The sequence below is a fragment of the Psychrobacter sp. BF1 genome (genome assembly GCF_019279065.1).
Lineage (GTDB): Bacteria > Pseudomonadota > Gammaproteobacteria > Pseudomonadales > Moraxellaceae > Psychrobacter > Psychrobacter urativorans.
The window spans coordinates 18,745-44,460 of sequence record NZ_JAGYWV010000009.1; the positions used below are offsets into that span (position 1 = coordinate 18,745).

Annotated in this window: 27 protein-coding genes; 12 read left to right on the plus strand and 15 right to left on the minus strand. The window is 42.7% G+C overall.

Annotation, left to right across the window (positions count from 1 at the left end):
• Positions 1-116 precede the first annotated feature (116 nt).
• Positions 117-2,363, plus strand: a complete 2,247-nt coding sequence (gene mnmC, locus KZA12_RS10690; protein WP_218690226.1) for an FAD-dependent 5-carboxymethylaminomethyl-2-thiouridine(34) oxidoreductase MnmC — start codon at positions 117-119, stop codon at positions 2,361-2,363.
• A gap of 51 nt (positions 2,364-2,414) precedes the next feature.
• Here mnmC and KZA12_RS10695 read toward each other — a convergent pair whose 3' ends face one another.
• The 7 genes from KZA12_RS10695 to ffh form a co-directional block, all read right to left on the minus strand.
• Entirely contained in the window at positions 2,415-3,107 is a 693-nt protein-coding gene (locus KZA12_RS10695) for a DUF4112 domain-containing protein (RefSeq protein WP_218690227.1), read from the minus strand.
• Entirely contained in the window at positions 3,100-4,050 is a 951-nt protein-coding gene (gene ubiA / locus KZA12_RS10700; protein ID WP_218690228.1) for a 4-hydroxybenzoate octaprenyltransferase, read from the minus strand. The genes KZA12_RS10695 and ubiA overlap by 8 nt, the downstream gene beginning before the upstream one ends.
• A gap of 28 nt (positions 4,051-4,078) precedes the next feature.
• On the minus strand, positions 4,079-4,318 hold the full coding sequence (locus tag KZA12_RS10705; protein ID WP_218690229.1) for a hypothetical protein: 240 nt from the start codon (positions 4,316-4,318) through the stop codon (positions 4,079-4,081).
• Positions 4,319-4,374: 56 nt separating this feature from the next.
• A complete protein-coding gene (locus KZA12_RS10710; protein WP_218690230.1) occupies positions 4,375-5,289 on the minus strand; it encodes a class I SAM-dependent methyltransferase in 915 nt (304 codons plus the stop codon).
• Between the two features lie 141 nt (positions 5,290-5,430).
• Positions 5,431-6,273, minus strand: coding sequence for an undecaprenyl-diphosphate phosphatase (locus KZA12_RS10715; protein ID WP_201623844.1), 843 nt, complete (start codon positions 6,271-6,273; stop codon positions 5,431-5,433).
• A gap of 175 nt (positions 6,274-6,448) precedes the next feature.
• Positions 6,449-7,144: a tRNA (adenosine(37)-N6)-threonylcarbamoyltransferase complex dimerization subunit type 1 TsaB gene (tsaB, locus tag KZA12_RS10720; protein WP_218690231.1), complete on the minus strand. Its 696-nt coding sequence runs from the start codon at positions 7,142-7,144 to the stop codon at positions 6,449-6,451.
• Between the two features lie 223 nt (positions 7,145-7,367).
• Positions 7,368-8,921 carry a signal recognition particle protein gene (gene ffh, locus KZA12_RS10725; protein ID WP_218690232.1) on the minus strand — a complete coding sequence of 518 codons (1,554 nt, stop codon included), beginning with the start codon at positions 8,919-8,921 and terminating at the stop codon, positions 7,368-7,370.
• 385 nt (positions 8,922-9,306) lie between these two features.
• Here ffh and KZA12_RS10730 point away from each other — a divergent pair, with 385 nt between their 5' ends.
• The 9 genes from KZA12_RS10730 to KZA12_RS10770 all read left to right on the plus strand — a co-directional run bounded on the left by KZA12_RS10730 (position 9,307) and on the right by KZA12_RS10770 (position 16,504).
• Positions 9,307-10,098 (plus strand): inner membrane protein YpjD, encoded by a 792-nt coding sequence (locus KZA12_RS10730; RefSeq protein ID WP_201623849.1) that lies wholly within the window; start codon positions 9,307-9,309, stop codon positions 10,096-10,098.
• 406 nt (positions 10,099-10,504) lie between these two features.
• Positions 10,505-11,389, plus strand: coding sequence for an urease accessory protein UreD (locus KZA12_RS10735; RefSeq protein ID WP_201623851.1), 885 nt, complete (start codon positions 10,505-10,507; stop codon positions 11,387-11,389).
• Positions 11,390-11,428: 39 nt separating this feature from the next.
• Positions 11,429-11,731: an urease subunit gamma gene (locus KZA12_RS10740; protein ID WP_201623853.1), complete on the plus strand. Its 303-nt coding sequence runs from the start codon at positions 11,429-11,431 to the stop codon at positions 11,729-11,731.
• A gap of 145 nt (positions 11,732-11,876) precedes the next feature.
• A complete protein-coding gene (locus KZA12_RS10745; protein WP_201623855.1) occupies positions 11,877-12,209 on the plus strand; it encodes an urease subunit beta in 333 nt (110 codons plus the stop codon).
• A complete protein-coding gene (ureC, locus tag KZA12_RS10750) occupies positions 12,202-13,908 on the plus strand; it encodes an urease subunit alpha (protein ID WP_218690233.1) in 1,707 nt (568 codons plus the stop codon). Before KZA12_RS10745 ends, ureC begins: the two co-directional genes overlap by 8 nt.
• 27 nt (positions 13,909-13,935) lie before the next feature.
• On the plus strand, positions 13,936-14,403 hold the full coding sequence (ureE, locus tag KZA12_RS10755; protein ID WP_218690234.1) for an urease accessory protein UreE: 468 nt from the start codon (positions 13,936-13,938) through the stop codon (positions 14,401-14,403).
• On the plus strand, positions 14,354-15,112 hold the full coding sequence (locus tag KZA12_RS10760; RefSeq protein ID WP_256932941.1) for an urease accessory protein UreF: 759 nt from the start codon (positions 14,354-14,356) through the stop codon (positions 15,110-15,112). The genes ureE and KZA12_RS10760 overlap by 50 nt, the downstream gene beginning before the upstream one ends.
• A gap of 92 nt (positions 15,113-15,204) precedes the next feature.
• Positions 15,205-15,873, plus strand: a complete 669-nt coding sequence (gene ureG, locus KZA12_RS10765; RefSeq protein ID WP_201623861.1) for an urease accessory protein UreG — start codon at positions 15,205-15,207, stop codon at positions 15,871-15,873.
• A gap of 49 nt (positions 15,874-15,922) precedes the next feature.
• Entirely contained in the window at positions 15,923-16,504 is a 582-nt protein-coding gene (locus KZA12_RS10770; RefSeq protein WP_201623863.1) for a HupE/UreJ family protein, read from the plus strand.
• 173 nt (positions 16,505-16,677) lie between these two features.
• On the opposite strand, the gene KZA12_RS10775 is transcribed toward KZA12_RS10770, so the two are convergent.
• A complete protein-coding gene (locus tag KZA12_RS10775) occupies positions 16,678-18,978 on the minus strand; it encodes a hypothetical protein (RefSeq protein ID WP_218690235.1) in 2,301 nt (766 codons plus the stop codon).
• A 479-nt stretch (positions 18,979-19,457) separates the two neighbouring features.
• Here KZA12_RS10775 and rpmB point away from each other — a divergent pair, with 479 nt between their 5' ends.
• Both rpmB and rpmG read left to right on the plus strand, forming a co-directional pair.
• A complete protein-coding gene (gene rpmB, locus KZA12_RS10780; RefSeq protein WP_201623866.1) occupies positions 19,458-19,694 on the plus strand; it encodes a 50S ribosomal protein L28 in 237 nt (78 codons plus the stop codon).
• A 33-nt stretch (positions 19,695-19,727) separates the two neighbouring features.
• The gene (rpmG, locus tag KZA12_RS10785; RefSeq protein ID WP_062533708.1) at positions 19,728-19,883 is read left to right on the plus strand and encodes a 50S ribosomal protein L33; all 156 of its coding nucleotides are present in this window, start codon (positions 19,728-19,730) and stop codon (positions 19,881-19,883) included.
• 94 nt (positions 19,884-19,977) lie between these two features.
• On the opposite strand, the gene KZA12_RS10790 is transcribed toward rpmG, so the two are convergent.
• The 7 genes from KZA12_RS10790 to KZA12_RS10820 all read right to left on the minus strand — a co-directional run bounded on the left by KZA12_RS10790 (position 19,978) and on the right by KZA12_RS10820 (position 25,539).
• Positions 19,978-20,289, minus strand: a complete 312-nt coding sequence (locus tag KZA12_RS10790; RefSeq protein ID WP_201623868.1) for a hypothetical protein — start codon at positions 20,287-20,289, stop codon at positions 19,978-19,980.
• 194 nt (positions 20,290-20,483) lie between these two features.
• On the minus strand, positions 20,484-20,795 hold the full coding sequence (locus KZA12_RS10795) for a hypothetical protein (RefSeq protein ID WP_201623869.1): 312 nt from the start codon (positions 20,793-20,795) through the stop codon (positions 20,484-20,486).
• Between the two features lie 150 nt (positions 20,796-20,945).
• A complete protein-coding gene (locus KZA12_RS10800; protein WP_227677308.1) occupies positions 20,946-21,341 on the minus strand; it encodes a hypothetical protein in 396 nt (131 codons plus the stop codon).
• A gap of 169 nt (positions 21,342-21,510) precedes the next feature.
• Positions 21,511-22,200 carry a ribulose-phosphate 3-epimerase gene (gene rpe / locus KZA12_RS10805; RefSeq protein WP_201623871.1) on the minus strand — a complete coding sequence of 230 codons (690 nt, stop codon included), beginning with the start codon at positions 22,198-22,200 and terminating at the stop codon, positions 21,511-21,513.
• A gap of 174 nt (positions 22,201-22,374) precedes the next feature.
• Complete coding sequence (locus KZA12_RS15070) at positions 22,375-22,635, minus strand: TIGR03643 family protein (protein WP_373416615.1); 261 nt, start codon at positions 22,633-22,635, stop codon at positions 22,375-22,377.
• Positions 22,636-22,910: 275 nt separating this feature from the next.
• On the minus strand, positions 22,911-23,837 hold the full coding sequence (gene fghA / locus KZA12_RS10815) for an S-formylglutathione hydrolase (protein ID WP_218690279.1): 927 nt from the start codon (positions 23,835-23,837) through the stop codon (positions 22,911-22,913).
• Between the two features lie 232 nt (positions 23,838-24,069).
• On the minus strand, positions 24,070-25,539 hold the full coding sequence (locus KZA12_RS10820) for a C13 family peptidase (RefSeq protein WP_201623873.1): 1,470 nt from the start codon (positions 25,537-25,539) through the stop codon (positions 24,070-24,072).
• Positions 25,540-25,716 lie beyond the last annotated feature (177 nt).

The following is a 25,716-nucleotide window of genomic DNA, read 5'->3' on the forward strand; positions in this document are numbered from 1 at the left end:
AAAATTGTGCTAACTATTTTCATAATACTAACTATTTTTATAATGCTAATCCTCTAAAACAAATACTCTAAGACCTCTAGCTGTGAATGACGCTACTCTTATAACTGATGGTGTTTATGACCAATAATGCTAATGACCATTCCAATGCCACTAACAGTGCCAGTAACAGTGCCAGTAAAAATGCCAGTAAAAATGTCGCCAAAACAGACTCCATAGTACTTAGCGCTCCGAACCCTTCAATAAATGAGCAAGTTATTACCCCTGCAAAAATCGAATGGCAAAGGGACGATAGCGGCAATAAAGTGCCAGTATCAGGGGAGTTCGGTGATGTCTACTTCTCTCATGCCGATGGCTTAGCAGAGTCGCGCTATGTATTTATCAATGGTAATCAACTGACTGAACGTTTGGCAAATCTAACTGGGCAGCAGAGCTTTACTATCGTTGAGTTGGGTTTTGGTACTGCCCTTAATCTATTAGCAGTATGGCAGTTATGGCGACAACTGCGTATCACTCAGCCACAGTTAGCTGACGCTCGCTTGCATTTTATTACTACTGAAATGCACCCCTTATCCCTCGATGACTTAACTAAGATACTGAGCTTATGGGCACAGCGTGCGCCTGAACTCGCTGATCTCATCGAGCAGCTACTAGCGACTTATCCAATGCTTGTTGCTGGCGCGCATCGGCTGACCTTCCCTGCTGATAACTTAACCGTCGATATCTGGCTGGGTGATGCAGCCACTAGCTTAGCCAAATTACAGAATCGCACTGCTAGTAATCGAGCGGCGCACGTCGATGCTTGGCTATTAGATGGTTTTGCCCCTTCTTGCAATGAGTCATTATGGGCCGATGCGGTGTTTGCGCAAATACAGCGCTTGTCACAGCTGGGTACTAGTGTCGCTACTTATAGCTGTGCTGGGGTAGTCAAACGTGGTCTACAAAATAACGGTTTTGCCCTAAAAAAGATCAAAGGCTTTGGCCGTAAAAATGAGATGCTTACGGCGGTGATGACGGCAGAATCGTTATCAGCGAATGGCGCTAGCGGCAAGATAATGTCGTCTACTTTAGAGCAAAGTACAACAACTGCTATAGAGTCAACTGTAGAAAAAACCAACGGCCATCAAACTGCCTTGGGTAACCCTTATCATAGTTTAGTCATTGGTTCTGGAGTTTCTGGCTTATCAACAGCATGGTCATTAGCCAATCGTGGTATTAAAGTGACTTTACTAGATAAAACAGCTCCATTAGCAGGAGCCTCCGGCAATCCACGTGCCCTACTAGCTCCTAAAATGACTCCTATCCATCATGTTGATGAGCATCTGCATACTCTGGGCTATCTGTACAGCTGTCGTTTTTATCAGCAGCTCAATGAGCAAGCCGTTCAATCCAGTACAGCCTTAGTATTAGAGCCAACGGGCGCGCTCGATTTGCTAATCAAAGCCAATGTCAACGTTGAACAAATCTCAGCATATCCTCCTAAGATGGCTACTACCTTGTCAGTCGCACAAGCGCAAGATGCTACAAACTTAGGGCTGCAAGCACTAGCCGAAAACTTATATCTACCACAGTCAGGCTTAGTCAATCCGCAAGCGCTAAAAACCTTGATACTTAACCATCCGTTGATTACCTATCAGCAATTAACGGTGACTGCTATTAATGAAACTGCCCTGCAGGTTTGTATTACGGGTCATAGTGCTGATACAGACTATTGCAAAAATGCATGTAGTGACGCTGCTGAAAAGACTATTAAAAAAACTATCACCGCAGATAATGTGATCATTTGTGCTGCTTTTGAAAGTCATGAATTAGATAGGCGTGTTTTTGATTGTCGTAAAATTCGCGGGCAATTATCTTGGTTTACCCCGACAGCAGCACAATGGGCAAAGCTACCTAAACTGCCGCTTAAATATAGCGGTTATTGTGCCCCATTTACGCCGCAAAGGGGCGATAGCAGCATCAATAATGTGGATGAAGGACGCCAGCAACTATTATTAGGTGCCAGCTTTGTACGTAATGATATATCTACAGAGATACGGGCTGCTGAACACCAAGTCAGTCGTGATAAACTAATAGCGGCTATCCCTGAGTTAGCAGCAGTAATACCTACGGATACTAGTGGCTGGCAAGCTCGTGCTGGGGTACGCACTCAAACCCCTGACTATCACCCGATACTAGGTCAGTTAGGGTCAGGGCAAAGTCGTATTTGGACCTTAAGTGCGATGGGGGCCAAAGGCTATGCTTATGCCCCACTGTGCGCCGAAATATTAGCAGATATCATGCTGGGTAACTTCGTTCCTGTATCTGCTGCTATGCTCGCCAGACTATCACCACAGCGTAGCCTGTTGCGGACGCCGTTGGTTTAGTGGTAGCGAAATATAAAACAGATCGGCTAAAGTTGCTATAACATAGCCACTCTATCGAGCAAAAAACCCAGTTATCCAAATGATTATTGACCACAGTCCCCATACTAGCGCTATCAGCACAATCATCCCCAAAAAATCAGGTATGTGCAGATAAAGCCAAGCCACAATAGGATTGCGCCAAAAGCGACTGTGCTGCTGCTTATCTTCTAACTGCTGATGCAAAAACGGCCGATCCATATGAATAGTATCCGTAATACCGTACTCTTCATGAATATGCTTATGGACGATGCTAAGCGTTTTACGGCTAGGTCGAATAAAAATATCCAATAATGTGCCGACTCCAGGCACGATACCCACCACCATATCAATCAAGGCTAAACGTACTGCTGGAGACATCTTACTAGCAGGAACACCCAATTGCCGACCCAACATAAAGGCATAGCTAGTTAATGCTAATCCTGCTATATCGCCAGCTAATGGTATCGTCGATAACGCAGCATCTGCGCCAACGCCTTGCTTAGTAAAAGGCACTCGTACTAGCGAATCCATAGTATTAGCGAATTTTGCCAATTTACGCTCAGTGGCAATCACTTGCTCACGAGTCAGCCTCTGCTCTGCAAGCCTTAGCTGATAGTCGATTTTAGGTGCTGTACTAGGAGTAGATTTAGTTAGATTTGCAGCTAAACCTTTAGTTTTTAGTAACTTTGACCGCTTAGATTCGGGCGGTAAATTTGAGTTATCCATTAAAGCTCGTCCATATACAAGAGGCTGCTATCAGCAAGAACAAGTAACGTCCAACCCAAATATTAGCCAAAAAGGCTTGGAAACAAGCAGCGGCTTGCCGACTGGCGCAAGCGCTATTTTGTTTAGCGAACATCATCGCTACTAATGCTAAGCCAAATACGGGAATAAACCCTAAATGGGTCACTGAGAAATAATGCCACAAAACTATGCCCATTAATAATAAAAACAGAGTTTGCAGTAGCGAGATAATAACTACGTCATAACGTCCAAATAAAATAGCCGTTGATTTGATTCCGATTTTTAGATCATCTTCGCGGTCAGCCATCGCATACTGCGTATCATAAGCCACAGTCCAGCACATATAAGCTAAGAATAACAGCCAACACCAAATATCAGGAGCGCCGACTATCGCCACATAAGCCATAGGTATCGCCCAGCCAAAGGCCGCTGCTAAGAACAGTTGCGGTAACTGGGTAAAGCGCTTCATAAAAGGATAAATAAAAGCCAATACCACGGCGCCAAGAGACCAGTAAAACACTTGCACCGGTAAAAAGAATAGTAAGCTGGCACTCAATGCTACTAATACTAAGAACGCTGCAATAGCCTCTTTACCAGATAAGCGCCCATCAGCCAACGGCCGGCCTTTAGTACGAGTGACGAAACCGTCGACTTTACGATCAGCAAAGTCATTAATAGCACAACCTGCCGCTCGCATCAAAATTGCTCCTAGGGCAAAAATGATAAACACTTTTAAGCTTGGTAAACCTGCCGTTACGCCAGTACTAGAGCCTTGCTGTTGCGCTTGGCTCATTGCTGCAAGCAACACGCCCCACAAAGTTGGCCATAACAATAGCTCAATGCCCACAGGTTTATCAAAGCGCGTCAGCTGCATGTAGGCATGAAGTTTGTCTTTGAAAGTTAAGGCTGGCCGCTTAGATATCATTAGTTAATGGTCTCTATTTTTATAGTATTTATTTTTGCTGCCATAATTGATTGGCTTCTAGCAGAGATAATTCAGGATACTGTTTTCGTAACGCTTTAATCGAAGCTACTTTATCACTCTGTACTGGCTGCTGACGTAAATAAGACAAATACTCGGTTGGGTCGGTCACTTGCTTTAAGCGCTTTTCAAGCTGGCGAATGTGCCTACGCATAGCAATATGCATCAGTAGCAACCATGCACCTACTAGATAAACCACTATCATTGACATCGACAATCTCCCGTATCACTTAGCTTAAGCAGATAAGCTAAGGCAGCTAAAAACCTTTAAATGAAATAACCGTCAAAACGTAGTGCTTCGTTCTGCCAAGTCTCAGTCGGCTGCTGTTGAGCCAGTAACGCGGCCTGCTGCGGACGCTTGACGATAACTCGCCCAGCTTGCTGTTGATTATTACTCAAAAGCGATTGCGCACTTTGTAGTAACTGCTGCTCTTCAACTAGCGTTGGCGGCTGCGCTAAACCATGCAATGCTTGCATTTGCTTACCAACTTTAGCGCCTTTACCCGTCTTACTATCTTGATAGCTATCCATCGGAAACATAGGGTCTAAATAAATAACATCTACCTTCTGTTTAGTGGCGTCAGAGCTTATAGAATCCTCTGCTTGGATACGCTGTAGAGAGCTGAAATAGCTTAATGCATCAGTATTAATAATATGCAAACGTGACATCAGCTTTTGCCAATTGGGCTGGGTACTCATGCGCTGCTGTTCAGTCAATAATAACAGCGCCATTAAAGGCTGCTGCTCTAGCATAGTTACTTGTGCCCCAGTGCTAGCTAATATCAAACTATCATGTCCAAAGCCAGCTGTAGCATCAATAACTTTGCTACCAGCGCTAAGTTTAGCAGCTTGTAATAATAGCTCAGTTTTGCGCCCAGCACTGACCACGCGCCGTTGTAGCTTGTCCCATTCCGGCGCTACACTTAAACCAGCACTCAATAACGATAGCTGGTTTTTATGGTCTAATAATAGCAGCGCTGATGCCGATTCTGCACTTAGCTGTGCACGGCGCTTTTGAGTAAGCTTGTCAGTGACTAGCTCAGTAGTTAGCTCTAAAGATAAGTTGTGATGACTGATCAGCGCCTGCAATTGCTGAATTTGCGCTTGCTGGACTTCGTCAACGTAAACCAACTTGCAATGTTGAATGCTGATAGCCGTTGTAGATGTTTGCAAAGTGCTCATAACTGCTATCTCTCATGACTATTCATCAAGCTATTTATCAAGCTATTCAAATATTAATAAAATCGCTTGACGATCGGTTGTTGGCAAAGTCTATTGATAAATCTAATTGATATGACCTGCAAAGACTTAGCCTACAAAGATTTAGCCTGCAAACTGATAGCCGAATACCCAAGCCGCTACTAATACCACGATGCCAGTAATAATACGCAACCAAGCAAAAATCTTAAAGTCACGGCGGCTAACCCAAGCCACTAACCAGCGAATAGCCAATAGTGCGACTACAAAGGATACTAGCGTACCTATACCAAGTACCCACCAATCCTCGCTAGTGGACATCACCTCATGATGCTTGATTAAATCGAGCAACCCAGCACCAATAATAACTGGAATGCCTAAGAAGAAGGAAAACTCAGCTGAGGCTTTACGAGAGACGCCAAGCCATAGCGCTCCTACGATAGTAGCGCCAGAGCGTGAAGTACCTGGTATTAAGGCAAAACATTGAAATAAACCAATCATCAAGGCTGTCTTGAGACTGACATCTTCAGCTTCCTCAGCAATAATGACTTTCGGGCGGTTTTCAACATAAAAAATAAGTAAACCACCAATGATCAGCATGATAGCTACAGTGACAGGGTTGAATAAATAAAGCTTAATTTCATCGGCAAAAGTAAAACCAAGGATCATCACTGGAATAGTAGCGACTATCAAGCTAAGTCCGAGCTGGCGAGGGTTTTTTAGCACTTCAGACTTACCAGTAATTAATCCAGTAAGCGCTTGCCAGAGGCGTCCCCAGTAGTCATAAATAACTGCTAAAATAGCGCCTAATTGCACTACTACTATGAACAAATCAACTTTTTCTTTGGTCCAAAAACCCATGACATCAGCTGATAAAATCAGATAGCCAGTACTAGAGATGGGTAAAAACTCAGTGATACCTTCAACAATACCCATGATGACGGCTTGAATTAATAAAACTATATCCACTTTTATTATCCTAAAAACAGCACTACTAACTACTGGGTGCTGTCATGTTATCTGTTGATGACCTTTGTACCTTTAAGTGGTTCATTAGCCGTTATAAGAATACTGTTATAAAAATACTTAGGCTAATATTAATACTTTATTAGCTTAGTACTGACCTTTAGCTGCTAGTAAAGCTTTAAGCTTTACCTTGTTCTTTCAGCGTTTTCCAGGCTTGATTACGCAAATATTTTGGTAAAGCTTGCGACGCCTCGGTACCACCGCTCGCTACAAACTGGGCGATACCTAATTGCCCAATGATAGCCGCATCAGGATTGATATCGTCATAGCTAAGTTGTCCATCATAATGCTTGAGTAAGCTAGCACCATTGCCAACAATAGGTAAATTAAGTGGCGTTTGACTGTCATAATCTAGCAATTGCTCAGTATCCGCTGCATCGATAGATCCTGCATCGACAGGCGCTGGTTGCATAATACCGTCCCTTAGACAATAGTGACCAAAATACACTTGCTGCATCCGCGCATCAAGGGCGCTATACACTTGCGTTAGACCATGCTGTACATAAGCAGACTGCGCTATAGCTTGCAAGCTAGAGATAGCCACGCATGGTAAATCTTGGGCTACTGATAAGGCTTGTACCACAGCAGTATTGATACGAATACCACTAAAAGCACCGGGACCACGATTGAATATCAATGCTTGCACATCTGCCAATCGCAGCTGATTACCCTTTAGTGCCGCATCTATCATCGGCAATATTTGCTGGGTTTGCTGACGCTTACCCGTTTCAGTTTGGTTTGAAATCACTTTGCCGCTGCTGTCTAAAATAGCAATCGAACATTGATCAAAAACGGTATCCATGGCTAAAAACATGCTGACCTCAGTTGTACTTGCTGGCTTTACAAAACAGCGCCTATCATAGCATTTCAATTCAACAACTTTGATGACTTTCTGCACTTTCCACAATTTATCCATCGAAAAGTATTGTCGATTCCGAGGCATACGCTAAGTTAGTAAAACCTATTTATAAAAACCCCAAAGCTATAGCTAGCATTGAGGTTCTATACTGCGGTTATGATATGGCAATCGGGTTAAGCTAAAAGCGCTTTTTGAAGCCTTTTGGTGCTTGATTCTGCAGCTCTTGCATTTGCTTTTGCATATCCTCAGCGCTTGGCAAATTGTTAGGATCTAGTCCCATTTGCTTAGCCATTGCTGCTTGGTTAACATCTTTCATGCCGCCTGATTGACCGCCACCACCGCCAAATAACGGACCACCGCCACCTGCAGCGCCGCCGCCTCCACCCATTAACCCTTGCATAGATTTCATCATTTTACCGATGCCCTCAGGCTTGGAAATCATTTTCATCATTTTTGCCATTTGCTTGTGTTGCTTAAGCAGGCGGTTGACGTCTTGAATCTCGCGACCAGAACCTGCGGCAATACGACGTTTACGACTAGGGTTAATCTTATCGGGATTTTTGCGCTCAAATGGGGTCATTGAATTAATCAAAGCTTCCATTTCACGTACTTTTTCTTCAGGCTTAGCGTCTTCAACGGCTTTTTGCATATCAGAGCCGCCCATACCCGGCATCTTGTCAATGAAGCCTGCCATGCCGCCCATACTTTTCATTTGTTGAAACTGAGTCAGTAGATCCTCAAGGTCGAATTCACCACCCTTTTGCATCTTTTTAGCCATTTTTTCGGCTTTGTCACGGTCGATTTTTTGTTCAACTTCTTCAACTAGACTTAATACATCACCCATACCTAAGATACGTTGGGCAATACGTTCAGGATGGAACAACTCTAGCGCGTCTAGTTTTTCGCCGCGACCTAAGAATTTAATAGGCTTGCCAGTGATAGCCCGTACTGATAGCGCAGCGCCGCCCCGAGCATCGCCGTCAGTCTTAGTTAAGATCACCCCTGTCAAAGGCAAGGCATCATCGAATGCTTTGGCAGTATTTGCCGCATCCTGACCGGTCATGGCATCGACTACAAATAAAGTTTCAGAAGGATTGACCGCAGCGGTTAAGGCCTTGATCTCATTCATCATAGCTTCGTCAATAGCCAGACGACCGGCGGTATCAATAATCAAGATATCTTGATACTGAATTTTGGCCTCTTCAATAGCTCGTAGCGCAATATCAATAGGGTTTTCGTCGCTACTTGAATTGACGAATTTGGCATTAACTTGCCCAGCCACTTGCTCAAGCTGCTTGATCGCTGCTGGACGATAGACGTCAGCCGACACTAGCATAACTTTTTTCTTATGACGCTCTTGTAGGAACTTGGCCAGCTTACCAGCAGTAGTGGTTTTACCAGCACCTTGTAGACCTGCTAAGATATAGACTACTGGTGGTTTGCCAGTCATTTCTAACTGTTGATTGGCACTGCCCATCATTTCGGTCAGCTCATCGTGGACGATTTTTACAAAAGCTTGTCCAGGAGCTAACTCTTTTAACACTTCTGCGCCCAGTGCTTGCTCTTTGACTCGTTTAACAAAATCACGAGTCACAGGCAAAGCTACGTCAGCTTCGAGCAGCGCCATACGTACTTCACGTAAAGTGTCTTTGATATTGTCTTCGGTTAATTGACCACTGCCAGAGATGTTGCGTAAACTCGACGATAGGCGTTCGGTTAAGGTATCAAACATAAGTAATTCTCATTAGGTCATTAGTTAATATGTATTCTTTAAATCTGCGTTAGTTAATAGGGTTTTGCTTAGCTATATTGTGGTTAGCGGTATTTTAATTAGTATTCATCACCTGTTGCAAGCCACTGGTTTTAATTCACCCGTTTATTATTTAAGCGCTTATGCTAGAATTTCTCAATAGTAGATCAATATTGATCCTGCATCTTTAATAATGAATCAGCAATATTGACTAGGCTAAAATAATAATGGATATGATTCTCAACTGAAGGCTGTTTTATGATAAATTGTAGGCTTATTCTAATCATACCATTTTAGCATTAACTTGAGCGGCCCTGAGTAATAATAGCCACTAGGTTGCGCTGCTGATAATTAATGAGGCTTAGCTGTGTTACTTGCTTTTGTGATAGCCAGTATGGCTTATATCGCGGTCAGTATCTACATCGGTTGGGCACTGACAGCCAATATTACTATTAATAAAGGTCTCAGTTTGGGCCTATTGCTGCTGGGAATGCTTGCGCACGCCACCCTATTGTATCCTTATATATTCACTCTTTATGGGCTGAATTTTAATCTATTTAATGTGCTCAGTCTTATCAGCTTATTTTTCTTATTCTTTTATGTCCTGTTCTCATTGTATAGACCGATTGTCAGTTTAGGTATTTTGGCAGCGCCAACCGCCTTTATCGGCATGACCATAGGATTCATTGGTCGAGTGGCTTACCAGCCTTTAACTCATGTCAGTGTCGGTTTAGAAGCTCACATTATACTATCATTCGCCGCTTACTGTGTGCTACTGATGGCCACCGTACAAGCGCTATTTTTGCGACTGCAAATTGGTGAACTAAAACAACAGACTATTCATCGCTTTTGGGTCAATAAGCTCCCTTCTTTGCAGACTATGGAAGGATTATTATTTGACATGATCCTAGTAGGTTTTGTGCTACTTAGTATTGCGCTGGGACTTGGCTTCGTCTATGTAGAGGACTTATTTTCTCAACATATCGTGCATAAAACAGTATTTAGTGTACTGTCATGGTTATTATTTGGGGTACTGCTACTAGGTAATTGGCGTGCAGGGTGGCGTGGTAAGCGTGCTGCTAACATCACTATTTACGCCTTTATATTGTTAGCTATTGGTTTCGTTGGCAGTAAATTTGTTTTGGAGTTAGTGCTGTAATTAGTACTGTGATAAGCACTGTAACTAGTATGGCAACTAGTATGGTAATTAGAGGGTTTACATTAGCATATGATCTGCAACACTGCTTTGTTTCACTAGCAGCTATTTCCAATCTCTAGTGGTCACTATTCAACCCGCCTTAATGTCTTTTTTGATCACCGGCATCATTCTGGCCTCAGCCTTGCAATTTTATGCACTACCTTGGTTTTTTTATAACATTTATAGGGATAAATGTTATAATTTAGCCCGTAATAAGGTTGGCACCAATATTGCATTATGAATGCAACACTGGTTGTTTATAATGCTAACACTAGTATTAATAACCGTATCAGTATTTTGATTATCCAATTATTATACTCGTCTATTACCATAACGATTTGCAACTCTCATAACATGGCCTTCGACAATGAGTTCAGCACCTAGCGCCACCTCCCAAGGTTATGGCAAAAACAGACAATGGCTCGCCGAGCTTGAACTTAAGCTAGTACCAACAGCCAATAAAACCTATCTTAAGCAGCTGTCTTTTAGCGGGCCGCTGCGTATTCAACGTCCCTTTTACCCCGAAGGTGGTGTTTGTCATTTATACATCCTGCATCCACCCGGTGGCTTAGTATCTGGTGACCAATTAAAAATACAAGCTCACTGTGTAGCCGATAGCCAAAGCCTATTAACTACCCCTTCTGCAGGCAAAGTCTATGGGCGTGATAGTGATGGCGTCGCTCAAGGTCAGTCAGTCAAGTTAACTTTGCTGGACAATGCTGAATGTGAATGGTTGCCACAAGAGACTATCGTTTTTCGAGATGCCAATGCCCGCTTAGATACCCGGATTGAATTGTCTGCTAACGCACGGTTTATAGGTTGGGACTTGGTATGTTTAGGACGCCCAGCGGCTAAAGAAGTCTTCGATAAAGGCTCACTGAGCCAGCATATTTCCTTATGGCGTGATGGCCGTTTAGTACTTAATGAGCGCTTACAGCTAACTGCTGGTAGCAAAATGCAGCAGAGCCGAGTGGGGTTGGCAGATAACGTCGTATTTGGCACTTTGCTTGCCAGCGGCTTTACTCTACAACCAGGCTTTGATGCTAGCCCTCAGGCTGATTTAATCAAAGCATTACGCGCCTGCCTGTCTAAACAAGTTTTTACTATCACTCAGCGCCTCGGGGTACTTCTGGTACGCTATTTGGGCAATGATATGAACGAATGCCGTGATGGCATGTGGCAAGCTTGGGCGCTAATCCGACCTGTGCTACTCCAGCGCCCTGCTTGTATCCCCCGTATTTGGCTTACCTAATTTCACTGACTATATTTAGCCCATCTAAGGAACAACACCATGGAATTAAGCCCAAGAGAAAAAGATAAATTGCTGTTATTCACCGCCGGTTTAGTAGCTGAGCGTAGGCTAGCTCGCGGATTAAAGCTCAACTATCCTGAGTCGGTTGCTTATTTGTCAGCCGCTTTGTTAGAAGGAGCACGCGATGGCCGTACGGTAGCTGAGCTTATGGGTAGCGGTCGTAACTGGCTAACACGCGAGCAAGTAATGGACGGGGTGGCAGAATTAATACCAGAGATACAAGTTGAAGCTACTTTCCCCGATGGCACTAAGCTAGTTACCTTGCACAACCCTATTCAATAATACTTGCTCTGCTTGTTACCGACAGTATGCTAGAAAAACACATACTCATGGCACAAGGTCATAAATGCTTTTTTTAACCTAATCGTAGGTCTGATTAAATCCTATCTCCATTAATACTAAATCTTATTTAACACTAGGAACCGAGATGAAACCTGGAGAGCTACAGCTAGCCACTGGCGATATTGAATTGAATGCTGGTCGTGAAAAACGTACTTTGATAGTAGCTAATACTGGTGATAGACCAATACAGGTTGGCTCTCATTATCACTTTGCCGAAGTGAACCCAGCACTGCAATTAGATCGCGAGCTGGCCATGGGCTTCCGTCTAGACATTGCTGCTGGTACTGCCGTGCGTTTTGAGCCCGGTCAGCAGCGCAGCGTGACTTTAGTCGCCCTCGGAGGTTTGCGCCGAGTTTATGGATTTAGAGGCGATGTCATGGGCCCATTATCAACATTAGTAGGAGAAGACCATGTCTAAAATCAGTCGCAGCGCTTATGCAGAAATGTTTGGTCCTACTACTGGCGATAGAATTCGTCTAGCCGATACTCAACTATGGATTGAGATTGAGCACGATCATACTTGTTATGGTGACGAAGTTACTTTTGGCGGTGGTAAAGTTATACGTGATGGTATGGGTCAGAGCCAACTTGGTGATGCCGATACCGTCGACACTATCATTACTAATGTAGTGATTTTAGATCATTGGGGCATCGTCAAGGCTGATGTTGGCATCAAGAACGGTCGTATTAGCGCCATTGGTAAAGCGGGTAATCCTGATATTCAGGATGGCGTGACTATTAATATAGGCGCTTGTAGTGAAGTCATCGCTGGTGAAGGTAAAATCCTGACTGCAGGTGGTGTTGATACTCATATTCATTACATCTGTCCACAACAAATTGAAGAGGCCATCTGCTCAGGTATTACTACTATGGTTGGTGGCGGTACTGGGCCTGCAACAGGTAGTAAGGCCACGACTTGTACGCCTGGTGCTTGGCATATTGCCCGCATGCTTCAAGCAACTGATCAGCTACCGATGAACTTTGGCTTTATGGGCAAAGGTAGTGCTAGTTTACCAGGGCCGTTACGCGAGCAGTTAGATGCGGGCGCTATGGGACTGAAGATCCATGAAGATTGGGGCGCAACTCCAGCGCTGATTGATTGCTGTTTATCGGTCGCTGAAGAGTACGATGTACAAATAGCTATTCATACTGATACTTTGAATGAATCAGGGTTTGTCGATGATACTTTAGGGGCGTTTAAAGGCCGTACTATTCATACTTATCATACCGAAGGCGCAGGCGGTGGTCATGCACCGGATATTCTAAAGGCTTGTAGTCTTTCTAATGTGCTGCCCTCGTCTACTAATCCGACCCGACCTTACACTGTCAATACGGTAGACGAGCATTTAGATATGCTGATGGTCTGTCATCATTTAGACCCTAATATTCCTGAAGATGTGGCGTTTGCGGACTCTCGTATTCGTAAAGAAACCATTGCTGCCGAAGATATTTTGCAAGACTTAGGGGTTATCTCGATGATTTCCTCTGACAGCCAAGCGATGGGACGGGTTGGAGAAGTAGTGTGTCGTAGTTGGCAAACCGCTGATAAAATGTTCCAGCAGCGTGGTCTATTGCCAGAAGATGAAGCGCTTGGCTGCAATAACTTTCGTGCTAAACGCTATGTAGCTAAATATACTATTAACCCTGCTATTACTCATGGTATTTCCCATGTAGTGGGTTCAGTAGAAGTCGGTAAGCTTGCAGACTTAGTATTATGGGATCCGGCTTTTTTTGGTATTAAACCTGCGTTACTGTTAAAAGGCGGTAGCATTGCTTACGCACCAATGGGTGATATTAACGGCTCTATTCCTACCCCGCAGCCAGTACATTATCGTCCGATGTTTGGCGCGCTTGGTCGTGCAGCCTCTGCAAGCAGTGTAACTTTTGTCAGTAAAGCGTCGCTTGAGCGAGATTTAGTCACTCAATTAGGATTGACTAGAGAGCTAGTAGCTTGTGTCAATACTCGCAATATTCAAAAGAAAGATATGATTCATAACAGCGCCACTCCAAAGATAGAAGTTGATGCGCAAACTTATGAAGTACGCTGCGACGGCGAGCTGTTAAGTTGTGAGCCAGCTGAAGTATTACCACTAGCTCAATTGTATATGTTGTTTTAAGACGCCCCACCTACTATGGAGAAAGAAGTGTTAAAAATAACTCAATATTTAGCGGATAACCAACAACCAGCTGATGACTATATAACCTTAGCCTTTGAACAGCGCCAAAAAGGTCGCTTTAAAGCAGTGAGCGACCAAGGTATCGAGGTAGGAGTGTTTTTAGAGCGTGGTCAAGTACTAGCTCAGGATGATCGCTTGCAAGCAGAAGATGGTCGTGTCTTCGCAGTAGTCGCTCAACCGGAGTCAGTAGTGACCGCTTATGCCGATGATTGGCCAAGCTTTGCACGTGCTTGCTACCATTTAGGGAATCGACACGTGACTTTGCAGTTAGGCGATTGCTGGCTGCGCTTTCAACCAGATCACGTGTTAGAGCATTTGGCTGAACACTTAGGCTTGCGTTTAGAAGTAGGCGCCGCCCCTTTTCATCCTGAGGCTGGCGCTTATCATGGTCAACACAATCATGACAGCCATGAATCGGGCCATCATGAACATTGATAGTCCAACTAGTGTGCAAGCTGATGCTGTGCAAACTGGTGCTACGCAGATCGATGCTAGTCAATTACTGGCGCTGTTACACTTATCCAGCCCTGCCCTGCCTATAGGTGGTTTTGCTTACTCTAGTGGCTTAGAGTCGGCCATTGAGCTGGGCTGGGTGACTAATGAGGCCGAGCTTGAGAGTTGGCTTGATGGCATGTTACAAGCAATGGCCCATCTGGATATTCCAGTGCTATTGCACTTGTGCGCTGCTAGGATTAACAATGATGCTCAGCAAATAGTGTACTGGAATGATTTTTTGCGAGCCAATCGTGAAACTTATGAGTTACTATTTGAAGATGAACAGCAAGCGCTAGCGTTAGTACGCTTATTGCAAGGTCAACAGCTAGAAGTAGACTCTCTACCTGAAGAACCTGCTTTTATGAGCGTTTATAGCTTAGCTGCGCAGCATTTCGGTCTCAGCGCCGATTGGGCAGCAGTAGGGTATTTATGGAGTTGGCTTGAGAACCAGTTAACTGTAGCTAGCAAAACCATACCTTTAGGTCAGACAGCGGCACAGCGATTATTAGTGTTGCTAAAGCCAATATTATTAGCACACTTTGCAGTGGCGACTACTCTTACTGATGAGCAGCTTGGTTGGAGCCTACCTGGGCAAGTACATGCCAGCTGCTTACACGAGAGCCAATATTCGCGTTTATTTCGTAGCTAATAGCGCTGATACTGAACTAATTTAAAATCGACTGATATTGTCGCTAACGTACCTTAAAAATTCTTTTAAAATCACTGTATTTGGAGCAAATAATGACAACTCAATGTTTACGAGTCGGTGTAGGTGGTCCAGTAGGATCAGGCAAAACAGCTTTACTACGCCAGCTGTGCTTAGCGTTACGTAATCATTATGATTTAGCAGTAGTCACCAACGATATCTATACCAAAGAAGATGCTGAATTTTTATTACGTCATCAAGCTCTAAGCGAAGATCGTATCTTAGGTGTGGAAACTGGTGGTTGTCCGCATACGGCTATTCGCGAAGATGCTTCTATGAACTTAGCTGCCATCGACACCTTGCAAGAGCGTCATCCCAATTTAGAGTTAGTGTTTGTAGAGAGTGGTGGTGATAATCTATCGGCAACTTTTAGCCCAGAACTATCAGATCTGACTTTATATGTGATCGATGTCTGCGCTGGTGATAAAATCCCCCGTAAAGGGGGTCCTGGGATCACTAAGTCTGACTTGTTGATCATTAATAAAACCGATTTAGCCCCTATGGTCAATGCTTCGCTAGAAGTTATGGATAGAGATGCTAAGCGCATGCGTGGCGAGCGTCCTTTTGTATTTAGCAACTTAGTTCGCGGTGATGGAGTCGCTGAAATCATCAACTTTATTCAGCGCGAAGGTATGCTTAGACCCTTACCAGCTGACTTCTCAGTAGAAGTGACTAGTGTGGCCAGCAATGAACAATTGGCTTAGTAAAATACAAAACATGTTTGACCAGCAAAAATCACTCTAGGAATGAATTATGAACAGAAATAAAATCGGTCAAACCGTGCTACTAATGTTAGTTGCACTAGCACCTTCAGTAGCCTTGGCTCACCCCGGACATGATACTTCAGGCATGCTCGCAGGTATTACGCATCCTTTATTGGGCTGGGATCACTTATTAGCCATGGTGGCGGTAGGTATGTTAGCGGTGATGGGCCGTAGTAAACCGGCATGGCAACTGCCATTAGCGTTTGTGAGCTTTATGCTAATTGGCGCGCTATTCGGTATCAATGGCATGGCTATTCCAGCCGTTGAGAACGGTATTCTACTATCTTTAATAGTACTAGGTGGCCTACTAGCAGTTGGACGCAGCAGTTCGTTATTGCTGCTAACGGTATGCTGTGCACTGTTTGGTACTTTACATGGTAATGCACATGGTATTGAATTAGCTGCCGGTCATGGCGCAATCAGCTATATTGTGGGCTTTATGCTCTCTACTATCGCCCTACACACTATCGGTTACTTAGTGGCGAGCAAGTGGCAAATCATAGCTTTGAGAGTTACTGGTGTTGCTATCGCAAGCATCGGCTTAGTAGCTATGCTAGGGGCTATGGCTTAACGGCTAGCGGTCAAGTGTTAAGATAAGCGATCAATAAAAATACTCCGACTCTACGGAGTATTTTTTTATCTATTATTTGCTAATTTGATCGTTGTACTTTTTTAAGCTTGGGCTCGTTAATACCCAACCCTCCCTGCAAAGTTGATGGCTATTATGTTCAGAATTCCTGATATTTATTCAATAATATAAGTTCGAGTCGTTGTTTCATTATTAGGTGAGGTAACCGATACTTTCAAAGAGTCACCAGCTTCACACTCCTCTAACTTATAAGTATTAATCGTACCGGTGTTATCACTAGGCTTACCTGTACCAACTAAGTCAGCAACCTTTTCAAACCCTACAACCATTTCTACTGTACAGGTTAAACTTTCTTGTTCAACGGTTATATCGCCAGTTGGTGCTACAGTAAACGGTGATGTTTCACCATTACCTTGTGCATCGGTATCGACTGTAAAAGCAGTATCGCCTTTTTTAACCGTTATAGTATTATTAGAGTTCGCGCCAGTAACCTTTATAACAAAACCATTAGCAGGCGACTTAGCTGGAATAATTGTAGCAACAGGATTATTTTTTGTTTTATCAACAACTGTTCCTGAGATAGTAGTACCTGATGGCATAGGGTTTAAATCATAAAACCCACCACTATTAATGCGTACAATAACGGTTTTATCTGCGCTAGTTATAATCTGCGAGCTTGGCTGCAATAATGTAAAGCGAGCATTATTACCATTAGATAATAACTGGATTGACTCATTACGTACTACAGTAGACAGCCCTGTATTACAAGTCATTGGTTTATTAGGTGATACAAAGGTGCTGATGAAGTTTCTCTCAAAAGCTTGTTTTTTTAGTTCATCCAGTGAAGGAAACTTCAGGTTTATAAACTGTCTAATGTTATTTTCACATTGCCCGTTTGCTTGAGTAGTCAACGGATAAGTAAATTCGCCTATCTCAAAAGTACCATTTTCATTATCATCACGGAAAGTATCGCCAATGTTATGAACAAGGGTGTCAACTCCTTCATTCCAAGCATTATTTTGATCTTTATCAATATAGGTTTTTTCACCCTCTGCAATCGCTAAGATGGTAACTCGCCCATCACCTGGGCGCGGGTTCTGAGTAGAGAATTCAACGCTACATTCACCGTCAATAGTCCCACAGCTAGAGGGCAGTATCTTACCCCCTTCAGCAGTAAAACTAACTACGGTACCATCAGGCACTTTATTGCCATTACGGTCAACCATGCGCGCCGTCACAGAGGTTGTCTTACCATCTAGACTCCAGTCTAGTATATTGCTGCCCATAGACAAGCTAAGACCGTTTTGAGTGACTCGAGAGCTGTCAATAAAGATACCTTTTGATAAAGCATTGATACTGCGGTCCCTTATTAACGTAGCTTTGATCTCTACTGGACCTGGGGTCACTCCAGGATATATCTGTATAGAAACTTGACCTTTCTCATCTGTTGTAACTGGTATTTCATATCTATTACCTAATACGCCAAATGTTAAATCAAAAGGTGCTCTATTTAGGGTGAGTTTGACTGCTTGATTTGCTAGCGGAATGTTATCCGAATACACGGTAAACTCTACTATTCCAGTTGCTGATGAGCCGCTATATTTAGCGCCTAATCTAAAAGAGTCTGAGGTAAACACAATAGAGTTTGCCTCAGGTGTTTGAACCACTATGTTAGTAGACTGGACTGTGTTTCCCGTACTTGCTGAAATGTGTACATTACCACTACATAAAGTATTGTCGCTATTAATTGCCTTATAAACTACTTCAACCACTCCATCAGAATCTGAGCTCATTTGGGTCGGCAACTGACCACAACTGCTATTTAAATTAGTGAGTATACCACTCAAAGGATTGCCCGCTATATCACTAACCTTAAATGATACCGTTGTCTGTCCACCTGATGGTAATAGCGAAGTTCCCATCGTTAGTGCGCTGAGCGTCACATTAGTTGCTTGTACAAAAAAATCTAAATTATCAGCAGCAGTATCGCCTCTGTAACTTGCGTTCGCTGAAATAGTATAAGCGCCTGAAACTTTAGGTGCATTGGGTTTTAGGAAAATACGAGCTCTACCTTCACTATTTGTTAAAGTAGAACCAGAAGTTGTTTGCGATAAAACCACACCCTCAGCATCAACTGAAAAGCTAACCTTAGCACCTACAATTGGACTTTTGTTTGTATCTACCACTTCTATTTGGTAGTAAGCGCCATCGAGACTGACAGTAGTAATTGCGTTACCGTCAGCATTAAGCAACCTACTTTTATTAATATTAACCGCTTCGATAGCTTGCTGATCCTCACTATTATTATTGCCACCACCTGTCTGCCCACCACTCTCGCTATTATCAAACGGAAGAGCAACTGAATCTACGCTATCGCCACCACATCCTGCTACAGATAAGGCTGCTGCTAGTATTGTGAATTGAAATAACTTAGAAGTGCGCTGACTATAGGGCATATTTTCGAACTCCAAATTAGCAAAATTTTGCCAAAAAAATAAGGCAGATTGCCGAGTAATTTTATATAAACATCAGGTGATCAACTCACTGGCTTTAAAATAGTATTTGTTAATAAGTTGTATATATTTCTAACAACAACCCTACTGAATTTTTTATTTATTTACAACTAAAAGTTTACTCTTTGCATAAACAATCAATAACATCGCTCTATGGATACGAGGTATAATAAGCACTTAGTAGGTTAACGTTTACTATAAAATAATTTGAATTTTTATTGATTATATGGTATAAATGTCGCCTTTAAAATTTTCTGAATTGGTTACCTTGTCATTTGCCTTTAGATGGCAGAAAATCAGCTCAACCTTCATATAGTTTTGTTTGGTGCAATGTGCCTCTTGCTGTGTCCATGCCGCAAATTTGTGCAACTTGCCCAGACTGGTATGAGAATATCTCATACCTAATAGATTAGGAGTTCACCATGTCTAAAGTTTGTCAAGTGACTGGAAAGCGCCCTATGGTGGGTAATAATGTTTCGCACGCAAACAACAAAACCCGTCGTCGCTTCCTACCAAACCTGCATAACCATCGTTTTTGGGTAGAGTCTGAGAATCGTTTCATACGTCTACGTATATCTACTAAAGGTATGCGCATCGTTGATAAACTTGGTATTGATAAAGTGCTAGCAGATTTGCGTGCAAAAGGTCAAAAAGTTTAAGCCGAGCGCTTCACTATTCAAAGGAAAGTTGTTATGAGAGATAAAATTAAGTTGGTATCAACTGCCGGTACTGGTTACTACTACACCACTACTAAAAACAAACGCACTATGCCTGGCAAAATGGAAATGAAGAAATTCGATCCAAAAATTCGTCAGCACGTGTTGTTTAAAGAAGCAAAAATCAAATAGTAATCATTAATTAATGACTAATATTTGAGCCAATAAAAAAGGGTTTATCAATTGATAAACCCTTTTTTATTGGCTATGATTTTAACTGGACTAGTTAGCTATAATGGCTAGGCTCTTTGTCATAGACATGAGCATGCCAGTGACTCATTTGCTTTTGCATGATGACTTGAATAGCCGCATGGATCATGTGCTGACCTATAGCTTGCGTATCACTGCCTAATAGATCTTTTAATTTATCGGAAAAATCTATAGTCATTAAAGGTTCTTCATCTTTTTCAGTGTCGCGCAATAACAAAGTGCCATTTTCAGCTTCGACTAGCTCAAGAGTAGTCTCTTTGGCAAAGCCAGAAAATTGATCAGCACTATCGTTATCTAATTCTATCTCGTTATCAATATCGTATGGCATTCGGCCTCTTCCTCATTATCCCGTCTTATACTAGCTAACCTGACAATCACTCTAATCACCTGATAGCAATGCGGGTAAAATAGTTCTCAACCCATACAATGGACGCTTTTGCCTTAAATTTCAAGAGCAACCAACTAAGCGTTGTACGAGTTTTAGGATTAACTTGGCAAAATAAGGTTCTTACAGCAATTACTTTAATGCCAATAGCGCAGTTTGCCTATAGTAAATAGTAAAGCGACAAACATACCCATGTAGTAAGTCATTTTTAACTGAAAAGTAGGATCGCGATATTTCATAGGTAGTGCTACTACAGTAGTCGCTAAAGGTAATATCAGCAGCATCAACAGCCAGTTCTCAATAACATTAAGCCAGCCTTGTAGGCCCGTACCGTTACGCAGCGACGCTAGCCCTAACAGAAGACAAGCAACAATAAGACTAGTAAATAAGACGTTAGGCAACTCTTTGGGATAAATGATATTAGCGATACGGGTTGGCATGATTTGCATACGGATGTCCAGTCATAATAAGACTCATGACTTATTTATAAAATTAATAAAATAAGAGTGCCTATTCAATAATGAATTATTGCTTAAGCCTTCTGTGTAATGGCCACTATTTTATAACGGCTACTATTATCTAACAGCTACTGCAGGCTGTTAACTATAAGTGCCCATCAACCATAATAACGAAATACAAGAAGTTAAGTATCCTAAACTTATCGCATTCCAGCCTTGAATATTAGTACCTTTGATTTTGTTAAAAATACGGGATCCAATCCAAAAAAGTAAGGGAATACCGATAATAAACGCTGGTACTAAAGTTGCCGCATGACGCAGAACTTCTGCTGTATCATGACCGGCTATCAGACGGGCGCCATAACCCGCTAAGCTGAGTATTAAGGCAAGTACTGCCATACCAATAGTAATACCCTTAGGGACGATGCTAGGCGCCTTAGGGTGCTGATCTAAATTAGGTCGCTCAGCTTGAGGCGTGACAGTATTATGAGCATGGTCAGCTGCTGCTGAACGGGAAATTGCATTCTGTGTGTCCATGAATCACCTCTGTTGATATTACACTCAGTATATAGCTTTTTAATGGTGTTAAATACTGATAAAGCAAGTCACCGCTATTACCGCCTCTTAGTTAAAGCTACTGAACTAAAGCTTATAAATTGAAAATATTAAATTAAAACTTATAATGGAAAGTACCTAATGACAGCTATTAGCCGTTATTGACTGCCGCCAGCTCTGCACGCATGGCGCTGATGGCTACCGCATAATCATCTTGATTAAAAATAGCCGAACCTGCGACGAACATGTCAGCCCCTGCCTCAGCGATAGCACGAATGTTATTAGCTTTGATACCACCGTCTACTTCAAGTCTAATGTCGCGACCACTAGCATCAATAAGCTGACGCACGTCACGCACCTTATTCAAGGTACTCTCAATAAAGGACTGACCACCAAAGCCTGGATTAACGCTCATCAATAAAATCTGATCAACTTTATCCATAACATAGTCTAAATAATGTAATGGTGTGGCAGGATTCAATACTAAACCACATTTTGCGCCACCATCTTTGATCAACTGTAGTGACCGATCAATATGAGCACTAGCTTCTGGGTGAAAAGTAATGACGCTCGCCCCTGCTTCTAAGAACTGTTCAATCATACCATCGACAGGCGACACCATTAAATGCACATCAATCGGTGCATCAATACCGTAATTGCGTAAAGCGCTACAAATCATACTGCCGAAAGTCAAGTTGGGCACATAATGATTGTCCATGACATCGAAGTGAATAACATCAGCGCCCGCTTTTAATACCTTATCGACTTCCTCACCTAAACGGGCAAAGTCAGCAGATAAGATCGAAGGAGCGATTAAGTATTGCTTAGCAGGGGAAATCATAATGAGCTACCTAGTTACCGTGATTTATTAAATATGGTTTATTATAAGCCATTTATTAACCGTAGTTTTTTAGCAATTACCTATTCAACGATGCTATTTAAAATTTACTTTTAAAAGCTAGCGGTTAATCGCTACTTGCCAACTAACATATCGGCTAAAAATACTGTGCAGATTTTAGCGCTGCTTGTATTGGGTTTTACAATAAGCTCGGCCCACTTCAAAGCCTCGCTTGGCTTGATGCTTCGTAGCGCGCCCAGTTACTCGCTCTCGCCATAAGCGAAAAGAAGACGGCTTTAACTCTTGACGCATCAGTTTGATTACTGCATCTTCGTTTAAGCCATAGCTATGCTCGATGGCTGAAAATGGGGTTCTATCTTCCCAAGCCATTTCTATTATTCGTGAGAGATGCGACTCATCAAGATTTTCGATATCTATCGCAGTGACTGGTTCTGCTGTTGCCTCATTTACAATAGTAGATCTTGTAGCCCCAGTCTCGCTAAGGTGCTGCCTCTGTTGCAACGCCTTATGCATATCAGCTTGCATGACTGCCAGTGCAGACTCAGTGTCGTGGTGCTCAGAAGACGGCTGTTGCAAGACGATCTCATCTATTGATAAATCTTGCGCGTCAGTGATAATGTCATCGGTCATAAATAGCTCCCTTTTGAGTATTTATTTAACTAATAATATCTTTATTGGCAATGAACAATCGATTATCTATTGTTAGGCAAGTCTGCCGCCTTACAATGATGATGAATATGATCATCCATAACGCTTTGAATAAAGTAGTAACTATGATCATGTCCAGCCTGATAACGTAGGGTTAAGGGCTGTTGAGCTTTTTCACAAGCTTGCTGCAATTTAGTAGGTTGCAATTGGCCTTGCGCCAAAAAGTCATCAGCAGCGCCTTGATCCACCAAAATAGTTGAGTATTGCTGACCGACAGTTTCGATAGTATGAGAGGCATCAAACTGCTGCCAAAGCGCTTTATCTTCACCAAAATATTCTGTGAAAGCCGCTTGTCCCCATGCTGACTCACTGGCGGCACAAACTGGTGACAACGCTGATACACTGACAAACTTGCTAGGGAATTTAAAGCCTAATAATAGAGCGCCGTGACCACCCATAGAGTGACCCATGATACCGATACTACTGATAGCGAATTCTGCACGCAGCAAATCATAGAGCTCATCAACGATATAACTTTGCATATTGAAGTTTTCTGACCAAGGCGCACAACTAGCATCGACATAGTAGCTAGCTCCTTGTCCGACAAAATAACGCTCATCGTTAGGGACTTCATTTTCGGCACTAGTATTTTCAGCATTAGTATCAGGCGAGCTACGTGGTGAAGTATCAGGAGCAATGAATATTACCCCCAGCTCGCTGCATTTCTTTTGAAAATGCGCTTTATGAGTAACATTATCCGCATTACAGGTTAATCCTGAAAGATACATAATCGCTGGGCAGCGTTGGCCTGTTAAAGCTTCATCAGGAAGATAAATACTAAAAGTCATCAAGGTTTTGGTAGCGGATGACTGATGGCTATAATAGTGTTGCTCGCCATCAAAACAGCGATTAGCACTCTGTTTGGTCAACTGAGTATTAGCAGGTAAGCTATGAGCATAATAATTATTCATCATTAAAATTCCCTCTGGTAGTCCTCGAGTGGTTGTCATTGATTGCTAGTCGCTGATTGGTAATCATTGATTAGTAGTCATCGAGTAGAAACTTGCTGCTGGTTAGCATAGATACTTAATAGGCGCTTGCTGATTATTAAGATAGCCATTTAACACTAGCCAGATTAGCAGCGATAGGGTGTTATTATACGAACTTTACTAAAGCTATCCGTTGGTTTTCTATAGCTGTTTGTTAGGGGCGAGTTGCTCCGGAGGCAATAGCAGGCGAGATAGCAAAAGATTTGTCATCGATAGCGCCATTATCAGCACTAATACTAGACACCGAAGGGCGAGATTTATCGAACAATACTTGTTCAAAAGCTGGTAACGCTGTTTGCATCAAACTACCGATAACCATTTGTGGCTCGGAAGGCTCAAAGCCCATAAATTTTTCACGCTCACTAACCCGTAAGCTAGCATCTTTAAAGGCCGCCTCAAAGCTAGTATTCTCACGCAAACTCTCAGCAAAAAACGCTTGACCAAAATAAGTCATCTCAGCACTGTTAGTACAACCAAATGACATTTTATCAGCGGCTGAAGCGGTAATAACTACCGTCGTTGGTGAAGTCAGATCATCAATGAATGACCCTGAATAACAAGCAGAGACCACGATTACTCTCCAGCGAATACCGGAAGCATCCAGAGCCTCTCGTAGCCAAGCAGCATCTAAATTATCCATCTCTAATGGAGGGTTAGATAACTGCACAATATCCTGATCGCCATGAGAAGATAAAGTCAAGAATAATACATCTTCATCAGCATTCATCTGCTGACCTATTCTCTTTAGCCCCTGCAATATGCTAGTTTTGCTAGCAATTGGCTCATCAAGCCAGCTATAACTATTATTAATCAAAGACAGCGAGCGACCGCTAGTGCCGAAACGTATATCGAAGAGCTCACGCACTTTGTTGATTTCAGAGCGAAAGACGTTTTGTTCGGAGAAGCCGGCGACACCCATGAAGTACCAATCACTCGCACCTGGCACACTAGAATCGATACCATTAAGGGCTTGTTGTAACAAGCGCGGCTGCTCATAAAGGGCCGCCTCTTCTAATACTGGCTGCACTGGAATCTGCTTAAAGATAGGCTGGTCGGCCACGTTATTTTGCCAGATAGTCAATAGGGCAACAGCCCCTAGCAATACAATAATACGTTCCCACCAAGGCATACGTAGACGACGAGCAAATATCCATAACAGCGCTAGTGTTTGCCAGAGGAATAATATTAAAAACAATATAGGTAAAAAAGAATAACTCCAATCTGGCAACCAGCCTTGACTACCAATAAACTGCACGATACTTTGTAATAGCGCTGATAGAGTATCAGCCACCAACCATAGCACTACTGGCACGAACAACATACCTTGATTGCTGGTACGCCGTGCAAGGATGATGCCGCCTAATAGGATAATAGTCGGCCAAATCAAATAGCTGACTAGTCCTTGCTCATTAAAAACACTGCCATTCTCAGCGGCTAACCATGAGAACAGCACGTTGCTGCCTAAGGCTAATGAGGCAAACACCGCAAACTGCATAAAAGTCGGCTTTACCCAAGAAAAGGCACGAGTCGACCCTACTAACATCCAAAGCGTGGCGATTATATTAGCAGCGAAATTAAGCGAAAAGCGCTGAAGAGAAATGGTTTTTAGCGATGAAATTGACAAAGACTTTGACCTCTAAGCAGTCAAGAAAAATAAAGAGATGGCGAATACTGAATATTATAACTGAATTGAGTAATTTGTCCTGTCAATCTAACACAGATGTAACAGATTGTGAGTTAAGACTACAATAATAATTTGTAAAATGGCACAAAAAAGAGGCCTTAATACTAAGACCTCTCC